Here is a 16,075-nt window from a genome sequence, read left to right as displayed (position 1 = left end):
CGTGAACGCTACTGAGCGAACGTCCCGGCCGTCAAGAGCCCGATTCAGCTGAGCCGCAGCACCCGTGCGGAGGGTTCGGATGCGTTGGCGGTGATGGTCAGCGAGTCCTCGTCCCAGCGGTAGGTCCAGTCGCCGAGCTCAGCGGGAAAGTGCGGCTCGACGGCTGAACGGGCGAGCGGCAGCGTGACGGTCGCCGGGCCGGCTCCGCGATGCCAGACCGTGAGGTACGAGACCGTCGGACCGGTCAGACACAGGGCGACCCACTCGTCGTCCCACTTGGGCAAACCAAGCGGCCAGGACGGCACCAGCGTTTCCAGATCCTCGAGTACGACGCGATGCGCGGCGAGCGCGGATCGCACCAAGTCGAGTTCGTCCGGGGTCATCCGGTTGAGGTGACCGGCGAGGTAGAGCCGCCCGGGGATGCCGTTGACGAGCGCGAAGGTGAACTCCTCCCGAGTAGTTCCGGTGATCGGATAGGCCCAGTGGCCGGCCTGTTCCGGCAGTACGGCGGCCGGAGCGGCTGCGGTGATCGATGCGTAGAGCAACGGATGTTCCTGGTCCGACGTGGACTGTAGGTGCAGTCGAGACAGGATCGCGTAGTCCATCCGCATCGCTCCGGATGCGCAGTTCTCGATCAGCAGATCGGGGTGCCGGGCCTGCAGATCGTCAAGCCAGCTGAGCAGAGCCCGATTGTGCTCGAGCAGTCCGTGACCCAGCGACGTACCGTCCTTGTCCGTCCCCGGACCGGTCACCGTGTTGTTGTCGAACTTGAAGAATCCCAGGCCGAACTCGCTGATCAAGCGATCGACGGTGAAATCCAGATGCTTGCGAGCAGCCGCGCTGCGCAGGTCGAGCAGGTAGCGGCCGGACTCGGCGACCCGCACACCGCGGCGAGTGAGGAAGGCTTCGTCAGGTAGCTCCTCAGCGATCGGCGAGCGGACGCCGATCACCTCGGGCTCGAGCCAAAGCCCGGGGACCATGCCACGTGCGTGAATCCGGTCGATCACCTCGCCGAGCCCGTTCGGGAAGCGATTGGTCGACGGTTGCCAGGCGCCAACGGTGTTCCACCAGTCGCCGTCGGCATACCAGCCGGCGTCGATGCAGAAGTAATCCGCTCCGACATCCGCCGCCGCGTCGATCAGCGGCAACAGCTTGTCGGTCGTCGGGTCACCCACGAGGGTGTTCATGAAGTCGTTGAAGACAACGGGCATCCGCGCGTCGATGGGCCGCCGTTGGCGCACGGCTCGACGCTGGCGAGTGAGGGCGGCGAAGGCGCTGTCACGATCCGCCCCGGCCACGAGTGAGACCGGCACGGTGCTGAACGGCTGGTCGGCGGTGAGTTCGGCACTCCACTGGTGTTCCTGATCGGTCGGCCCGCTCAGCACGAGATAGCCGCCGTACCGGCACTCCCCCAGTTCGTAATGCCACCCGCCGTTGTGCTCGATCTGCCAGCCGAGAGCAGACGGCGTACCCGACTGAACGAGCACACCCACCGGCAGTCGCTCGCCGGACGACCACGAACCGGTGCTGGTGACAGCGTGCCGACTCCTGGCGACATGGCGATGCTCGTCCCGGACGATATCCGCCAGGGACTCGGAACGCAGCGATCGCGCCGACCACCGGCTCTCCGCCATCCAACTGTTCGCGGCCGAGTACAGCTCGGCATCGATCGACGCCAGACCGACAACCAGCGAAGACAGAAAGGTCAACTCCAACCTGCGGTCTCCGACCATTGAGGCCTCGGTCCAGGCCCGTACGCCGGCTCCCGCTTCGAACACGCTGGTGACCCGCAGACCCGACTCGGGGTCCTCCTGAACGATGCGCAACACCCGACCGCTGTCCTCGTGACTGACGTAGCGCAATTGACGCCCGAGGATCGTGTCGATGTGCCGGCTGCTGCTCGACGAATGCCCATGGCCGACAGCCGTCACCTCGACCAACGACGGACCAGCAGGCAGGTCGTCGGCCGACGATCCCGCTGGTACGGCGGTCGCTCGGACCGGACCGTCGTCGAGAACGAACCGCAGCGTCAGGTCGGGCGTATTCCAGCTCAGCATCAGTTGATCCGCAGCGCAAGGCAGTTGGCAACGGCAACCGGCGGGGCTTCGGGCAGCCGGACCACGAGGATTCCGTGGCTCTGCTCGAACGGGACCGGGCCGTGACCAAGGAGCCGGACCTCGGTGACCGTTTCGTGGTCCGCGAGCGAACGGATCACGCTGCGCCCGTCCTCGGGCCAAGCCAACTGGAAGGCGTAGACGGTGTTGTCGCGCCGAGTGAATCGGTAGTCGGCGGCCTTCCAGTCGACGCGGTCCTCGGTGAACCCGGAGATCGTCACGCTCGACGGTCCCTCGCCGAACACCCGGAACGGCCTCGTGCCATGGATGCCTTCACCGCACACCCGCATCCAGGCGCCGAGTTCTTCGAGCAACTGTGAGCACTCGAGATCAAGCGTGCCGTCCGGCAACTGCGGGATGTTGAGCAGCAGGTTGCCGTTCTTCGACACGATGTCCACCAGCAGTTCGACCACGTGCTCAGGGGTCTTGTAGACATCGCGAACGTTGTAGAACCAGTCGCCGACCGAAGTGTCGGTCTGCCACGGCTCCGCCTGGATGCCGGGCGTCTGGGTGCGCTCGATGTCCATCACCCCGACCACGCTCACCTCGGGCCGGCGATCCTTCTGCTGGTAGACAGCACGGTTCACCCCGTGCTTTTGCGCACTCGTGTTGTAGAGATGCGAGACCGCGCGCAGGCCGGGCGTGTAGTCGGATTCACCGAACGGCAGCGGACCGTCGGAGTACAGGAGATCGGGCTCGTAGCGGTCGACCATCTCGGTCACGGCCACGAGCCAGCGGCGGTGCCACTCGGGATCGTCGCTGTACCACGGCTCGTGGACCACAATGTCCTGGGCGGGGATGTACTTCTCGTTGTCCAGATAGAAGTCCTGGTACGCCGGATCGGTGCCGTCGTACGGCACACCCGCGAACGGACCGCTCTTGTCGCTGGCCTTGTTGACCGCCCACCAGCCGAGCGTGGCACCGAGGTGCTCGGTGATGCCGAACGGCAGACCGCGCTGGTCTGCGGCCTCCTTCCAGAGCCCGACGATGTCCTTGCCCGGACCGACCTGCACCGAGTTCCAGGCATGGATCGCCGAGTCATAGTTGAAGAAGTTGTCGTGGTGGACCGCCTGCGCCACGAAGTACCTGGCGCCGGCCGCGACGAACTGATCCATCAGCGCGTGCGGATCGAACCGCTCGGCCTTCCACTGCTTGACGATGTCCTTGTAGCCGACCTGTGACGGGTGGCCGTAGGTCCGGAGGTGATGGCGATACTGGTCGCTGCCCTCGCGATACATGTTCCGGGCGTACCAGTCGCCGTACCGGGGCACGGATTGTGGCCCCCAGTGCGACCAGATGCCGAGCTTCGCATCCCGGAACCAATCCGGACACTCGAACGTGGCCAGGGACTCGAAGGTTGCGTCGTACGGCACTGGTCGCTCCTCAGGGGGTGGTGGTTACTTGTTGGGGGTCTTGTCGTACGCGGCCTGCTGGATCTCGAGATAGCGCTTCAGGCCGAGCCCCTCGAGTCCCTTGACGTAGCTGTCCCAGTCGCTGTCGAGCTTCTTCGAGCCGGTGACGAACTGGAGTGCGTTCTGCTGGATGTAGTTCTCGAGGTTCGTCTGCAGCGTCGCGACCTCGTTGGCGAGCGACGGGTCGATCCAGACCCGCCAGAACGGATAGATCTGCGCCTTGTCCTCGTGGCCGGCGTACAGCTTGGTGGCGTCGAAGAGCTTGCGCTCGTACCCCGCCTGCGTGTGGATGTCGGTGTCGATCACCTCGGAGTTCCGGAACGTCGCGGTGTTGTTGTACTGCGCGAGCGCGCCCCACCCGGAGTTCCGCGGCTTCGAGCCGGGCTTCTGCGGGATCTGCTTGAACGTCGGCTTCATCGACTTGTCGAGCGCCACGTCACCGGGCCCGGGCTTGGTCCAGGCCTTGCCCTCCGAGCCGAACTGACCGTTGATCTGGCCCTGGTCGGTGAAGATGTAGTCGAGCATCTTGATCGCCTGGATCTGCTCCTCCGGGGTGGCCTTCGACGTCAGCACGAACGTGGCACCGGGGATGCTCGGGAAGACGTAGCTGGCGTAGCTCGCGCCACTCGGGCCAGTCAGCGGCGGCACCGCCTCGTACTGCTTGTCCCGCCCGTCCGCCGAACCGTTGTTGACGAAGATGCCCGGGTGCATGACGGTGCCCGCGCCGAGGATCACCGAGCCGGCGTGGTTGCCCTGCTGCGAGAGCGCGTCCGGATTCTGGGTGAAGGCGCCCTTGTCGATCAGGCCTTCGGTGTAGAGCGAGTTGATGTACCGCAGGCCCTCGCGCCAGCCGTCCTTGTTCGCCTGGATGTCGACCTTGCCGTTGTTGAGAACCAGCGTGGTGTTGTTGCCGCCGCTGTTGTTCTGCCCTTGCGGGTCGTAGATGAAGGCGTTCATGAAGTAGGGGATGAGGTTGTCGCGGAGGTTCGCGCTGACCGCGATCTCGTCCGCCTTGCCGTTGCCGTTCGGGTCCTGGGTCTTGAACGCCTGGAGCACCTTGCGCAGGTCCTCGGTGGTCTTCGGCTGCTCGAGGCCCAGCTTCTTCAACCAGGCCGAGTTCATCCACAGCTTGTCCGGGTACGAACAGTGGAAGCAGTCGACCCACTGCGGAATCCCGTAGATCTTGCCGTCCGGTGCGGTGGCCATCGCCTTCCACTCCGGCGTGGCGTCCAGCGCCTTCTTGATGTTCGGCGCGTACTGGTCGATCAGCTGGTTCAGCGGTGTGACGACACCCTGATTGGACAGCTTCAGCAGGTCCGCCGTGCTGAACTGGTCGACCCACGGGATCAGCAGGTACAGATCCGGGTAGTCGCCGCTGGCCAGCGAGATCTGCCGCTTCTCCTTGGCCGGCCCACCGTCGAACGTGGTGGTCTGCCATTTGATGGTGAGGTTGAACTTCTGCTTCACCAGCTGGGTGAAGTCGTTGGTGGCCAGGTTCGCGTCGGCCGACTGTGGTGCGAACACGTCGAGGGTGACCGCCGGGTTGCCGGTGATCGTGGGCAGCGGCTTGCCTTGGTCGGTGGTCTGGCCGCTTCCGGAACAGGCCGCGAGTGCGAATCCCAGGAGACCGATGCCGGCGATCGCGGCACGCCTCCGCCTGGTGAACTGTACAGACATAGATCCCTCACAGGGGTTGGGGTGATGCGGAGGATCAGCCCTTGACGGCGCCGATCATGATTCCCTTGGTGAAGTACCGCGCGACGAACGGGTAGATGAGCAGCACCGGCACACTCGCGACGACGATCAGCGAGTACTTGAGCAGGTCGGCCAGTTGCTGGCGCTGGATCACGACGGACGCGTCGATGGCGCCACCGCCGGTGGTGTTCAGGATCAAGATGTTGCGCAGGACCAGCTGGAGCGGGAACAGGTCCGGATTCTTCAGATAGATCAGCGCGTCGAAGTACGAGTTCCACTGCATGATCGCGTACATCAGCGCCACCACGGCGATCATCGGTTTGGCCAGCGGGATCACCACCGACCACAGGAACCGCAGGTCACCGCAGCCATCCAGTTGCGCGGCCTCGACCAGTTCCTCGGGAATCGCGGTCCGGAAGTAGGTCCGCGCGATGATGACCTGCCAGACCCCGATCGCCTGCGGGATGATCAACGCCCACCGAGTGTCCAGCAGCCCGGCCGACTGCACCACCAGGTACGTCGGGATCAGGCCGCCGGTGAACAGCATCGTGAACAAGATCGCCGTCATCACGACATTGCGGCCGACCAGGGTGCGGCGCGACATCGGATACGCGATCGCGATCGTCATGACAACACTGACGATCGTGCCGACCACTGTGTAGAACAACGAGTTGACGTAGCCCTGCACGATCTGCGGGTTCTGGAACACCGCTTCGTAGCCGCGCAGCGAGAAGTCGACCGGCCAGAACAGCACCCGGCCCGACGACACCGCTTCCGGGCTACTGAAGGAGCTGGCCAGGATGTAGAGCAGCGGAAGCAGGACAACTAGGAGGAAGACGGTCAGCAGGAGATAGACACAGATCAGGAAGATGCGGTCTGTCCGGGGCTCCCGGATCCGGCGGGCCCTCATGACCACAGTCCGTTCCCGGTCACGCGCTTGGCGATCGTGTTCACGCCGAGCAGCAGCACCAGGTTGATGACCGAGTTGAACAGTCCGACCGCGGTCGCCGTACTGAAGTCAGCGTTCAGCAGACCGGTCTTGTAGACGTAGGTGGCGATGATCTCGGACTCGCTCAGGTTGAGGGGATTCTGGAACAGGAACGCCTTCTCGAAGCCGATCGCCATGATGTTGCCGACGGCAAGGACGAGGATGATGACGGCGGTCGGCATGATGCCGGGCAGGTCGACGTGCCGGATCCGTTGCAGCCGGCTCGCTCCGTCGATCCGGGCCGACTCGTGCAGCGCCGGGTCGATCCCGGACAGTGCCGCCAGGTAGATCACCGCGGAGTACCCGGTGGTCTGCCAGACGTCCGACCAAACGTAGATGTGGCGGAAGTAGTCCGGGTTGCCGAGGAAGTCGACCGCCGGGACGCCGAAGAACCCGAGGCCTTCGTTGACGATGCCGAGGCGCGGGGACAGCACCAGGATCGTCATCGACACGACCACCACGGTGGAGATGAAGTACGGCGCGTAGGTCACCATCTGGACCGTGCGCTTGAACAGGCCGTTGCGGATCTCGTTCAGCCCCAGGGCGAGGGCGATCGCCAGCGGGAAGCTGGCCGCGACGGTGTAGACCGACAGCAGGAACGTGTTCTTCACCAGGTTCCAGAACACGGGATTGGCGAAGAACTGATCGAAGTTCTGCCAGCCGACCCAGGGACTCCCCCAGATCCCCTTGATGACGTTGAAGCTCTTGAACGCCAGGACCGCGTTCGACATCGGGATGTATTTGAAGACGGCGAACCAGATCAGCGGTACGACCATCAGCAGGTACAGGGTCCAGTGCCGTTGAAAACTGCGCCGTAACAGGGTTGCCATCGCGCCCTCCCGGTCCGAGCCTGCGACCAAATTCATACTATGAATTGTCGGGATCGTAGCGAGGAGGTCGCCGTTGGTCCATACTGAACGGCATCTGAATCCAGGAAAGATCATATCTATCACCGATCAGGGGGCCCCGCCATGCCACGTATCACCTCGGTGGAGGTCATCGACGTCCGCTTCCCGACGTCGCTGACCCGAGACGGGTCCGACGCGATGAACAAGGACGGTGACTACTCCGCGGCGTACGTCGTTTTGCACACCGACGAGCCCGCACTGGCCGGGTACGGGTTCACGTTCACCATCGGGCGCGGCAACGACCTGTGTGTCGCCGCGGCCACTCAGCGTGCCGCCCCGCTCATCGGCCGCGACGTCGACGAACTGTGCGAGAACCTCGGCGCGATCTACCGCGAGCTCCAGTCGGACAGTCAGCTGAGATGGCTCGGCCCCGACAAGGGCGTCATCCACCTGGCCCTGGCGGCGGTGATGAACGCGGTCTGGGACCTGGCCGCCCGACGGGCCGGCGTACCGCTGTGGCGACTCCTGACCGACATGTCACCGCAGCAACTCGTCGAAGCCGCCGACCTGCGATACCTGAGCGACGTACTGACTCCTGACCAAGCTGTCGAGCTGCTGGAACAGAAGGAGTCGGGCCGCAAGCAACGGATCGAAGAGCTGGAGCTATCCGGCTACCCCTGCTACACCACCTCCGCCGGGTGGCTCGGCTACTCCGACGACAAGCTGCGGATGCTGTGCGAGGAAGCCGTTGCCGCAGGCTACAATCACGTCAAACTCAAGGTCGGCGCCGACCTGGCCGACGACGTACGACGCTGTGGCATCGCCCGCGAGGTGCTCGGGCCGGACGGCCACCTGATGATCGACGCGAACCAGGTCTGGGAAGTACCGCAGGCGATCGAGTGGGTCAAGGCGCTGGCCGAGTTCGACCCGCTGTGGATCGAGGAACCGACCAGCCCCGACGACATCCTCGGCCATGCCGCGATCCGCAAGGCGGTCGCCCCGATCGGCGTCGCCACCGGCGAGCACGGGATGAACCGGGTGCTGTTCAAGCAGATGTTCCAGGCCGGCGCCATCGACTTCTGCCAGCTCGACGCCGCTCGCCTGGGCAGCGTCAACGAGGTGCTCGCGGTCTACCTGCTCGCCGCCCAGTTCGACGTACCGGTGTGTCCGCATGCGGGTGGTGTCGGGTTGTGCGAACTCGTTCAGCACCTGGCGATCTTCGACTACGTGGCTGTCTCGGGGAGCCTCGAGAGCCGGGTCACCGAGTACGTCGATCACCTGCACGAACACTTCGTTGACCCCTGCGTGGTCCGGAACGGTGCCTACGTCGTACCGGACGAGCCCGGATACAGTGCCGAGATGCACAAGGAGTCGGTTCAGACCTACCAGTTCCCGAACGGGTCCTACTGGGCGCAGCCATGACCGAGCCCACGGTCTCCCAGACTGATGTGGTCGTCGAGAGCATCCGGAAGATGATCATCGACGGCCAGCTCCGCCCCGGCGGCCGGCTCCCCGTCGAGAACGACCTGGCCGCGGCACTCGGCGTCTCTCGCACGCCGCTCCGCGAGGGCGTCCGCGCGCTGTCCATGATGGGCATCCTCGAGACCCGGCGCGGCGACGGCACCTACGTCACCAAACTCGACCCGGCGATGCTGCTCGCGCCCCTCGGATTCGTTGTTGACCTACAAGACGGCAGCGCGACCCACCATCTCCACGCAGTCCGCCGGATGCTCGAAACAGAAGCCGCCGCCGCTGCCGCCCTCCACATCAGCTCGTCGGCACTCGACGCAGCGGCGGAACTCCTACGCCACAACGAGTCTGAACTCGTCCTCGACGAACCCAACCACGAAACAGTCATCGAGAACGACATCGCCTTCCACCGCATCATCGCCGAAGCAGGCGGCAACCCCGTCCTCGCCGCACTCGTCGCCGCACTCGGTGGCCGAACCATGCGCGACCGGCTGCGCCGATCCATCTCCCAACCCGGCGCCGACGAAACAGCCCACCGCGAACACCTCTCCATCCTCGCCGCCCTCACCGCCCAGGACCCCGACCGGGCCCGCACCCGAATGGCCGCCCACCTCTTCACCGTCGAGGACTACCTCGTCGAAACCGGAGTCGCAGACCCGCCGACGACCTGAGCCCGGTGAGATCATGGAGCGATGAGACTTCGCCGGCGGAGCAAGCAGCAGTGGTTGGCTGCTGCTGTTTACGATCACGACCGCCGGGCGCGCGAGCGGATCGATCGCTGGTGGGCAGCCGGCGGAACCCACCGCGACGAAGTGTGGCGCGGCGCGTGGTTCCTGCTGACCTCGGCAAGCTTCAGGTTCGGAAATCACGAGCGGCCGGCGCGCGTCGTACCGGTGCTGGAGTTTCTGCTCGAAGCGGACCCGACGTCGCCGTACCAACCGCAGAACCGGCTGACCGCTTGTCTCCCCTTGACCGCCGTCGAACCGGCGAACGGCCTGTACCTGGGCGATCCCTCGTTCCGGCAGTTGGTCGACGCCGCGCTGGGGTTCCCCGATCTCGCACTGCGGCAACGCATGGCCGACCTGCTATCGGTCACCGACCAGCCCGGCCTGCTGGACGCCATGGAAGCCGAGTTCCGGCAGCATGCGCGACTCGGCCCGACCTACGTTGGCAGTGAGCCCGGCCATGACACCCGGTGCCGACTGTGGCTTGGGGGCGAGCCGCACCCACTGCTGCAGATCGTCGCCACCAACCCGCACCTGCCGCGGCCGCCAGCCCAGCCCGACGACCTCGACCTGGCTCTGCTCGCACTGCTGAAGGATCGCCTCGACCTGCTACCGGCCTTCGACCAGGCTGCCCTGGCCGTACGCCTGCTGGAGTACCTCGGCACCTGGCTGCCGGAAGAGATCCACGCCCGCTGCCGCCACGCCTTGCGCGAGCTACCGGCCGAGGGCGCCGCGGCCTTGTGCGAGCAGGCCCTCCGCGGCAACGACGAGGCAATCGCCGCCGTACGCCACACCGGCTACCTACCCACCGACCCCGCCTGGATCCCCCTGCACCTGCTCCTCACCCAGCAGTTCGCGGCCTACCGCAAGGCCGACCCGAACGCTTTGGTCCTGCAACTGCTGACCTCGCCCTACGGCCAGACAGTCCCGGCCGACGTCGTCATCGACCGGATCCTGGCGCTCCTGAAAACAAACCTCCCCCGCGACGTAGCCGCCGCCGTACGGCGATCCCTCCGCGACCTCGCTCCCGCCGGCAACCTGCTCGACGACTTCGGCCGCCGCGGTCTGCGCAAGGCCATCCTCGACCAAGCAATCGACCTCCACCCCGAAGCAGTCGCCGCCGTGGTCGACGCGGGCTATCTACCGGAACGCGACGAGGACCTCCTCCCACTCCTCTTCCTCACCGAACAGTTCGAACGCTACGACCACGAAGACCCCGAGGGCACCAAACTCCGCGCCGCCCTCTCTGAGAAGCGTTACGCCTACCAGCACAAGCATTTCTTGGCCGTCGCGAGGCGGGCAGGCCGCCGAGACCCCTGGCCGCCCCCAGAACCGTCATCCCCAAGCGACCGCACCTCCACCCAGCACGTCACCACCTACCCCAGCAGCTACGGCGGCGACTCCGGCGGCCACAGCTACGGCGGCCACTTCTGAACCAGATGGCAGGTTGTTGGACCCAGTCTGTCGCGATAAAGGCTGGCCGCGTCGTCGACTTCAGGAACTCCGGCTCCCGCGTCCTGACCGACCCTGGCGAGACTCTGATCGTGTGGGCAGGTTGAGCACGCAACCAGCCCCCAAACAGCCCACACATCCCTTGTAAATAAGGGGGTTCCGGGCTCGAAAACTGTCGGTGCCCGTGTCTAAGCTGTTGGGTATGGAGATGTTGGCGTTGCCCCCGGTGTGGTCGCTGAGCGGCAGTGAACTGCTGTCCACTCTCGACCGCCTCCAGGCCGCCGCCACCCTCCTGAAAACCTACGAACTCCAGGTGATCGGCCGCCTGAACGAAATGGGCACCGCCCAAGAGTTGGGCGCCCGCGACACCGTCGAACTGGTCTCGGAACGGCACCTTCGCGACCCGGTCGAGGTCCGCAAAGACCTCACCTTCACCACCGCCCTGCACAAATACCCCGCCGTCACCGCCGCACTGCCCGACCCGACAGACCCGACGCGCCCGTCGATGCTGTCTGTCGAACAGGCCAAGGTCATCGTCACCACCTTGGAGAAAGCACCCGCGGCCACTCCCGTCGAACACTTGACCGTGGCCGAAGAACAAATGGTCGAAGCCGCCCGCCTCAACAACCCCCGCGAGCTCACCAGGTTCAGGCACAAGGTCCTCGCCACCTTGGACACCAACGGCCCCGAACCAGCCGAAGACCAGGCCCGCGCGAAGGAGTACGTGCGGTTGCGGCGTACCGAGGGTGGGGTGAGGTTCTCCGGCTTCGTAGCCGGCGCCGCCGGCGAACAGCTCGAGACCCAGATCCACACCCTGTCCAAGCCACACAAGACCATCGACGGCGAACGCGACCCACGCACGCGCGACCAGCGACAGGCCGACGCCTTCAAAACCGTCATGGACGCCGCCGCCGGCAACCCCGACCACCCCGGCGTCCCCCACCTCACCGTCACCATCGACTTCAACGACCTCAAAGCCGCCACCCTCGCCGCCACCCCACCCGCCCTCGGCGGCACCACCGGCGCAGACGCGGGCGGGGCCGATGCAAGCGGACCAGACGCAAGCGGCGCCGATGCGGCCTCGGCCGGAGCGACGGGTGCGGCGGGTCTCGGTGCAGCCTGTCGGGGTGGTGGAGGAGGTGAGTTGGTATTCGGCGGCAACCTATCCGCCGGCGCCGTCCGCCTCCTAGCCTGCGACGCCGCCGTCCTGCCGATCGTCCTCGGCGGAGACTCCCAACCGTTGGACGTGGGCCGCGAACAACGCTTCGTCAACCGCTACATCCGCCGCGCCCTGAACAAACGCGACAAAGGCTGCGTCATCTGCCAAGCACCACCCTCGATGTGCCACGCCCACCACCTCATCCACTGGGCCGCAGGAGGCCCCACCAACCTCCAAAACCTCGCATTGCTATGCGCCGTCCACCACCGCGCAGTCCACGACGGCCAATGGACACTGTCCATCACCACCGAAGGCGTCCAAGTCACCCGCCCCACCTGGGCTGAACCACCCCGCACCGACCCCGCCGCACTCGCCGACGTCATCGGCTGGATCACCCCTGCCCACCCCCACAGCGACCCAACCCACGAACAACCAGAACGGCTCCCCGCCTCCAGCAGCCTCCCCAACCCGACACTAGCCGCCGCCCGCGAAGCCTTCCGCACCTGCCTCAACTCCATCGCACCCAGCTACCCCGACCCGTGGGGCACCAACGCCACCCCAACAGCCGGACCGTAACCCCACCCCTCGGCACACCAACCCCACCAATCCACCACCCCCACCGCGGCAGCCGGTCCCCAGACCGGCCCGCGGACCTACCCACGCCCACCACACACCCGCCACAACCGCCACAGCCGCGGCCACCGCCCACATCACCGGATCAGCAGCCAACCCCGTGACTTCCAAGCAGCACCTACGCCGATAGGTCAGCCGCAGGCCACCTGATCCCCTGACCCCGGGGGCAGCAACCACAACGGTGGGTCAGCTGCAGGCCGCCTAATCCCGTGGCAGCAACCACAGCCCGTCAGCCCCAGACGACGGAGACACTGGTCGCCGGCAGCAACCATCCGGCTCAGCCACCGGACCGCCCCGCCACCCTGCTTTTAGTCGGCCGCAGCGGCGAACAACCACCACGCACGTCACCGGCCGAGCCCACACCCGGCTGCGCCACCCAACCAGACCAGCCGTAAGCCACCTCGTCCCGAGGCAGCAACCACAACGGTGGGTCAGGTGCAGGCCACCTGATCCCCGGAGCAGCAACCACAGCCCGTCAGCCACAGACGACGCAGGCACTGGTCGCTGGCAGCAACCATCCGCCTCAGCCACCGGACCGCCCCGCCATCCTGCTTTTAGTCGGCCGCAGCGGCGAACAACCACCGCACACGTCATCGGCCGAGCCCACACAGACAGCACCCCGCTCGATGGGCCAGCCACAAACCACTTGTTCCAGGGCAGCAGCAACCACGACGGTGGGTCAACTGCAGGCCACCTGATCCCCGGCAGCAACCACAGCCCGTCAGCCCCAGACGACGCAGGCACTGGGCGCCGGCAGCAACCATCCGGCTCAGCCATCGGACCGCCCCGCCATCCTGCTTTTGGTCGGCCGCAGCGGCGATCAACCACCGCGCACGTCGTCGGCCGAGTCGACGCTCGGCTGCGCCACCCAACCGGACCAGCCGTAAGCCACCTGGACCCGGGCAGCAACCATGGCGCTGGGTCAACTGCAGGCTGCCTAGTCCTCGTGGCAGCAAGCACAGCCCGTCAGCCTCAGACGACGCAGGCACTGGGCGCCGGCAGCAACCATCCGGCTCAGCCGTCGGATTGCTCAGCCACCCCTGCTTTTAGTCGGCCGCAGCAGCGGACAACCACCGCGCGCGTCATCGGCCGAGCCCACGCGGACAGCACCACGCTCGATGGGTCAGGCACAAGCCACCTGAGCCCAGGGCTGCAGCAATCACAGCTCGTCAGCCGTAGACGGCGCGGCACCCGTCGTCTGCGGTTTTGCCCGGCAGCATCTGTGCTCAGTGGAGCACCGGGTGCCGCGGCAGTTCGGAATTCATGGCAGACATCACTTACGTGGTGGAACTGAAGGCGGTTAGGCCGTCGTTCCAGTTGCCGGGGACTGTTGTCGCGGCAGTCCAGGGGTTGCGGGGGTTGCCGTTGTGTAGGTGGACTTTGAGCTCGCCTGTTGTGGTGGTGGCGAGGAGGTCTGCGCGGCCGTCTCCGTTGACGTCTTGTAGGTCGAGTGCCGTGCTGGCGGCCCAGGTGGTGCCGAGGCGGTAGGGCTTGGTTGGGTCGGCCGGGGCGGGGTCGGCGGTTGCGGGGTTCCATCGCCAGAGGGGTGCGCTGGCTGGTCCGACGACGCCACCGGGGTTCGGGAGCACCCAGACCGAACCGTCGCGTTCGCGGATGACGAGGTCGCGGCGGTTGTCTCCGGTGACCTCGCCGAACCGTACGACGGTCGTGTTCTCCAGGCCGGTCGCGATGTCGGACCATTGGCCCGCGGACAGCCAGGGGCTCGAGGCGGTCTTGCCGTCGTGCAGCCAGAACCGGAGGTTGCCGGCTGGCATCCGGGACAGGAGGTCCGGGCGTCCGTCGCTGTTGACGTCCTCGAGGATCACCGCCGCGGCGTTGTTCCAGCCGCTCATGCCGAACACCTTGCGGGTCAAGCTCCAGGGTCGCTGCGGATCGGCGGCGGAGTGCGGGTGGAACCACACGCTGCCGTCGCCTGCGGGATCGCGGACGAACAGATCCGGCGTACCGTCGAGCGTCACATCACCGAGCACCAGCCGATCGGGTCCGGCCCAGTCGATCCCAGCCATTTGCCGGGTGATCCGGCTCCACGGCCGGGCGGGGTCGCCTGTGTACGGGTAGTGCCACAGCCGCCCGTCCCGATCGAGTCCAACCGCGTCCCCCAACCGCACCGGCACCGGCGAGGAGCCGCCGCCGGCACCCACCTTGAGTCCGGCTGCACCGACGGCTGCTCCGGTGAAGCCGGCCAGTACGGCGGTGTTGCCGTCCGCATGCGCCGTGGCGCGGCCTGAACTGTCGATCGTCGCGACCGTTGATGATGCGGTGGACCACGTGACCTCGCTCGTCACATCACGACTCCCGCTCGGCGACACGAGGGTCGCGCGGAAGCTGGTCGTCGTACCAGCCTTTGCAGAAGCCGTCCGCGGCTCGATCCGAACCACCGACTGCACGCTGGCGACGGGACGGACTGCAACCAAGTCGTAGGCGGACCAGTCCCCCGCCGACACCGTCGCCGGCCAAGGGTTCTCGCCCGCGGGCGCACCGGTGTGCAACGCGATCCGCAGCCGACCATCGCGATCGGTGGCAAGCAGATCGGCCAGGCCGTCCCCGTTCACGTCCTGGAAATCGAGCCGGGCATCCTCGGCCCACCCGGTCCCCACGCTGTACGGCGCCGCCGGATCCGCGCTGACACCGCCCGCAAGCTCGTTCGTGCTGACGCCGGCCGCGATCCGATCGGTGCTCACGCCGGGGGCGAGCGCTCCGGTGCCGACCGTGCGAGGAGTGACGGCGAGGCTCACTGCGCGTTGCTTGCTCCATTGCCAGCGGGGCGTTCGCTTCTGCTTGCCTGGGGCAACCTTCGCGGCTAAGCCACCAGGGTGGGGTAGGACCCAGACGGTGCCGTCGTCTTCGCGGATCACGAGGTCGCGCAGTCCGTCGCCGGTGACTTCGCCGAAGGCGACCAGGTCGGCGCGTTCCAGACCTTCGGCTACGTCGTAGGCGGGTTTGGTGAGCCACGGGCTGGCGGTGGTGTTGCCGTCGTGGGGCCAGACTCTTAGGTTGCCACCGCTTTGCCGGGCGAGTAGATCGGGGCGACCGTCGCCGTCGACGTCTTCTGCCAGGACCGCCTGCGCACTGTTCCAGCCTGCCATTCCCAGCACGCGTACTGCGGGGTCCCAGCCGGGCGCGGGGTGGTAGCCGACTGTGCCGTCGTTCGCCGGGTCGCGCGTGAAGAGGTCGGGTTGGCCGTCCAGCGAAACGTCGGCCAGCGAAAGGACGTTGGGGCCGGACCAACCTGACCCGACAAGCGTTCGTACGGCGGGGTCCCACGGGCGCCTGGCATCGCCGGTACCGGGATGAACCCACAGCCGGCCGTCACGATCGCGCCCCACGAGGTCGCCGGGCTCGGGGCTGCCCACGGCAGCAGCGCCGGTGCCGCCAGCCATGCGTGCATCGGCGATTCCGGCCGCAGGGCGTGCAGCGGCCTCTCCGGCTGTGCGTGCATCGGCGGTTCCCACTGCGCTGCGAGCATCGGCGGGCGAGGCAGGGAGGGTAAGCGCCGTCAGCATGGCGACGAAGCCGGCAGTCGTCCGCCGGCGGAGCGGGTGTGCACTCATGGGATCT

At 66.6% G+C, this 16,075-nt stretch carries 10 protein-coding genes; 4 read left to right on the top strand and 6 right to left on the bottom strand.

Going from position 1 to position 16,075, the window contains the following annotated elements; all coding sequences use genetic code 11:
* Positions 1–44 precede the first annotated feature (44 nt).
* From ACFTSF_RS33095 to ACFTSF_RS33075, 5 genes are read right to left on the bottom strand one after another with little or no spacing between them, the layout of a single operon-like run.
* Positions 45–2,057 (bottom strand): glycoside hydrolase family 36 protein, encoded by a 2,013-nt coding sequence (locus ACFTSF_RS33095; RefSeq protein WP_380158490.1) that lies wholly within the window; start codon positions 2,055–2,057, stop codon positions 45–47.
* Positions 2,057–3,487: an alpha-L-fucosidase gene (locus tag ACFTSF_RS33090; RefSeq protein ID WP_380158488.1), complete on the bottom strand. Its 1,431-nt coding sequence runs from the start codon at positions 3,485–3,487 to the stop codon at positions 2,057–2,059. Before ACFTSF_RS33090 ends, ACFTSF_RS33095 begins: the two co-directional genes overlap by 1 nt.
* A gap of 24 nt (positions 3,488–3,511) precedes the next feature.
* Positions 3,512–5,203: an ABC transporter substrate-binding protein gene (locus ACFTSF_RS33085; RefSeq protein ID WP_380158487.1), complete on the bottom strand. Its 1,692-nt coding sequence runs from the start codon at positions 5,201–5,203 to the stop codon at positions 3,512–3,514.
* Between the two features lie 34 nt (positions 5,204–5,237).
* Complete coding sequence (locus ACFTSF_RS33080; protein WP_380158485.1) at positions 5,238–6,131, bottom strand: carbohydrate ABC transporter permease; 894 nt, start codon at positions 6,129–6,131, stop codon at positions 5,238–5,240.
* Entirely contained in the window at positions 6,128–7,075 is a 948-nt protein-coding gene (locus ACFTSF_RS33075; RefSeq protein WP_380158483.1) for an ABC transporter permease, read from the bottom strand. The genes ACFTSF_RS33080 and ACFTSF_RS33075 overlap by 4 nt, the downstream gene beginning before the upstream one ends.
* Before the next feature lie 105 nt (positions 7,076–7,180).
* Here ACFTSF_RS33075 and ACFTSF_RS33070 point away from each other — a divergent pair, with 105 nt between their 5' ends.
* From ACFTSF_RS33070 to ACFTSF_RS33055, 4 genes are all read left to right on the top strand, one after another.
* The gene (locus tag ACFTSF_RS33070) at positions 7,181–8,479 is read left to right on the top strand and encodes an L-fuconate dehydratase (RefSeq protein ID WP_380158481.1); all 1,299 of its coding nucleotides are present in this window, start codon (positions 7,181–7,183) and stop codon (positions 8,477–8,479) included.
* Positions 8,476–9,198, top strand: a complete 723-nt coding sequence (locus ACFTSF_RS33065; protein WP_344165777.1) for a FadR/GntR family transcriptional regulator — start codon at positions 8,476–8,478, stop codon at positions 9,196–9,198. Before ACFTSF_RS33070 ends, ACFTSF_RS33065 begins: the two co-directional genes overlap by 4 nt.
* Positions 9,199–9,219: 21 nt before the next feature.
* A complete protein-coding gene (locus ACFTSF_RS33060) occupies positions 9,220–10,686 on the top strand; it encodes a hypothetical protein (protein ID WP_380158479.1) in 1,467 nt (488 codons plus the stop codon).
* A 220-nt stretch (positions 10,687–10,906) separates the two neighbouring features.
* Entirely contained in the window at positions 10,907–12,439 is a 1,533-nt protein-coding gene (locus ACFTSF_RS33055) for a DUF222 domain-containing protein (protein ID WP_380158477.1), read from the top strand.
* Positions 12,440–13,773: 1,334 nt separating this feature from the next.
* Here the strand turns inward: ACFTSF_RS33055 and ACFTSF_RS33050 are convergent.
* Positions 13,774–16,068, bottom strand: coding sequence for an FG-GAP-like repeat-containing protein (locus ACFTSF_RS33050; RefSeq protein ID WP_380158475.1), 2,295 nt, complete (start codon positions 16,066–16,068; stop codon positions 13,774–13,776).
* Positions 16,069–16,075 lie beyond the last annotated feature (7 nt).

Origin of the sequence: Kribbella sp. NPDC056951, from assembly GCF_042674205.1 — a bacterium.
Lineage (GTDB): Bacteria > Actinomycetota > Actinomycetes > Propionibacteriales > Kribbellaceae > Kribbella > Kribbella yunnanensis.
This window is presented reverse-complemented; position numbering and strand designations above follow the sequence as displayed.

What these genes read in the sequence shown, in the direction of transcription:
- ACFTSF_RS33095 (WP_380158490.1), bottom strand. Translation starts at nt 2,057, where the DNA reads ATGCTGAGCTGGAATACGCCCGACCTGACGCTGCGGTTCGTTCTCGAC.
- ACFTSF_RS33085 (WP_380158487.1), bottom strand. Translation starts at nt 5,203, where the DNA reads ATGTCTGTACAGTTCACCAGGCGGAGGCGTGCCGCGATCGCCGGCATC.
- ACFTSF_RS33080 (WP_380158485.1), bottom strand. Translation starts at nt 6,131, where the DNA reads ATGAGGGCCCGCCGGATCCGGGAGCCCCGGACAGACCGCATCTTCCTG.
- ACFTSF_RS33075 (WP_380158483.1), bottom strand. Translation starts at nt 7,075, where the DNA reads ATGAATTTGGTCGCAGGCTCGGACCGGGAGGGCGCGATGGCAACCCTG.
- ACFTSF_RS33070 (WP_380158481.1), top strand. Translation starts at nt 7,181, where the DNA reads ATGCCACGTATCACCTCGGTGGAGGTCATCGACGTCCGCTTCCCGACG.
- ACFTSF_RS33065 (WP_344165777.1), top strand. Translation starts at nt 8,476, where the DNA reads ATGACCGAGCCCACGGTCTCCCAGACTGATGTGGTCGTCGAGAGCATC.
- ACFTSF_RS33060 (WP_380158479.1), top strand. Translation starts at nt 9,220, where the DNA reads ATGAGACTTCGCCGGCGGAGCAAGCAGCAGTGGTTGGCTGCTGCTGTT.
- ACFTSF_RS33055 (WP_380158477.1), top strand. Translation starts at nt 10,907, where the DNA reads ATGGAGATGTTGGCGTTGCCCCCGGTGTGGTCGCTGAGCGGCAGTGAA.
- ACFTSF_RS33050 (WP_380158475.1), bottom strand. Translation starts at nt 16,068, where the DNA reads ATGAGTGCACACCCGCTCCGCCGGCGGACGACTGCCGGCTTCGTCGCC.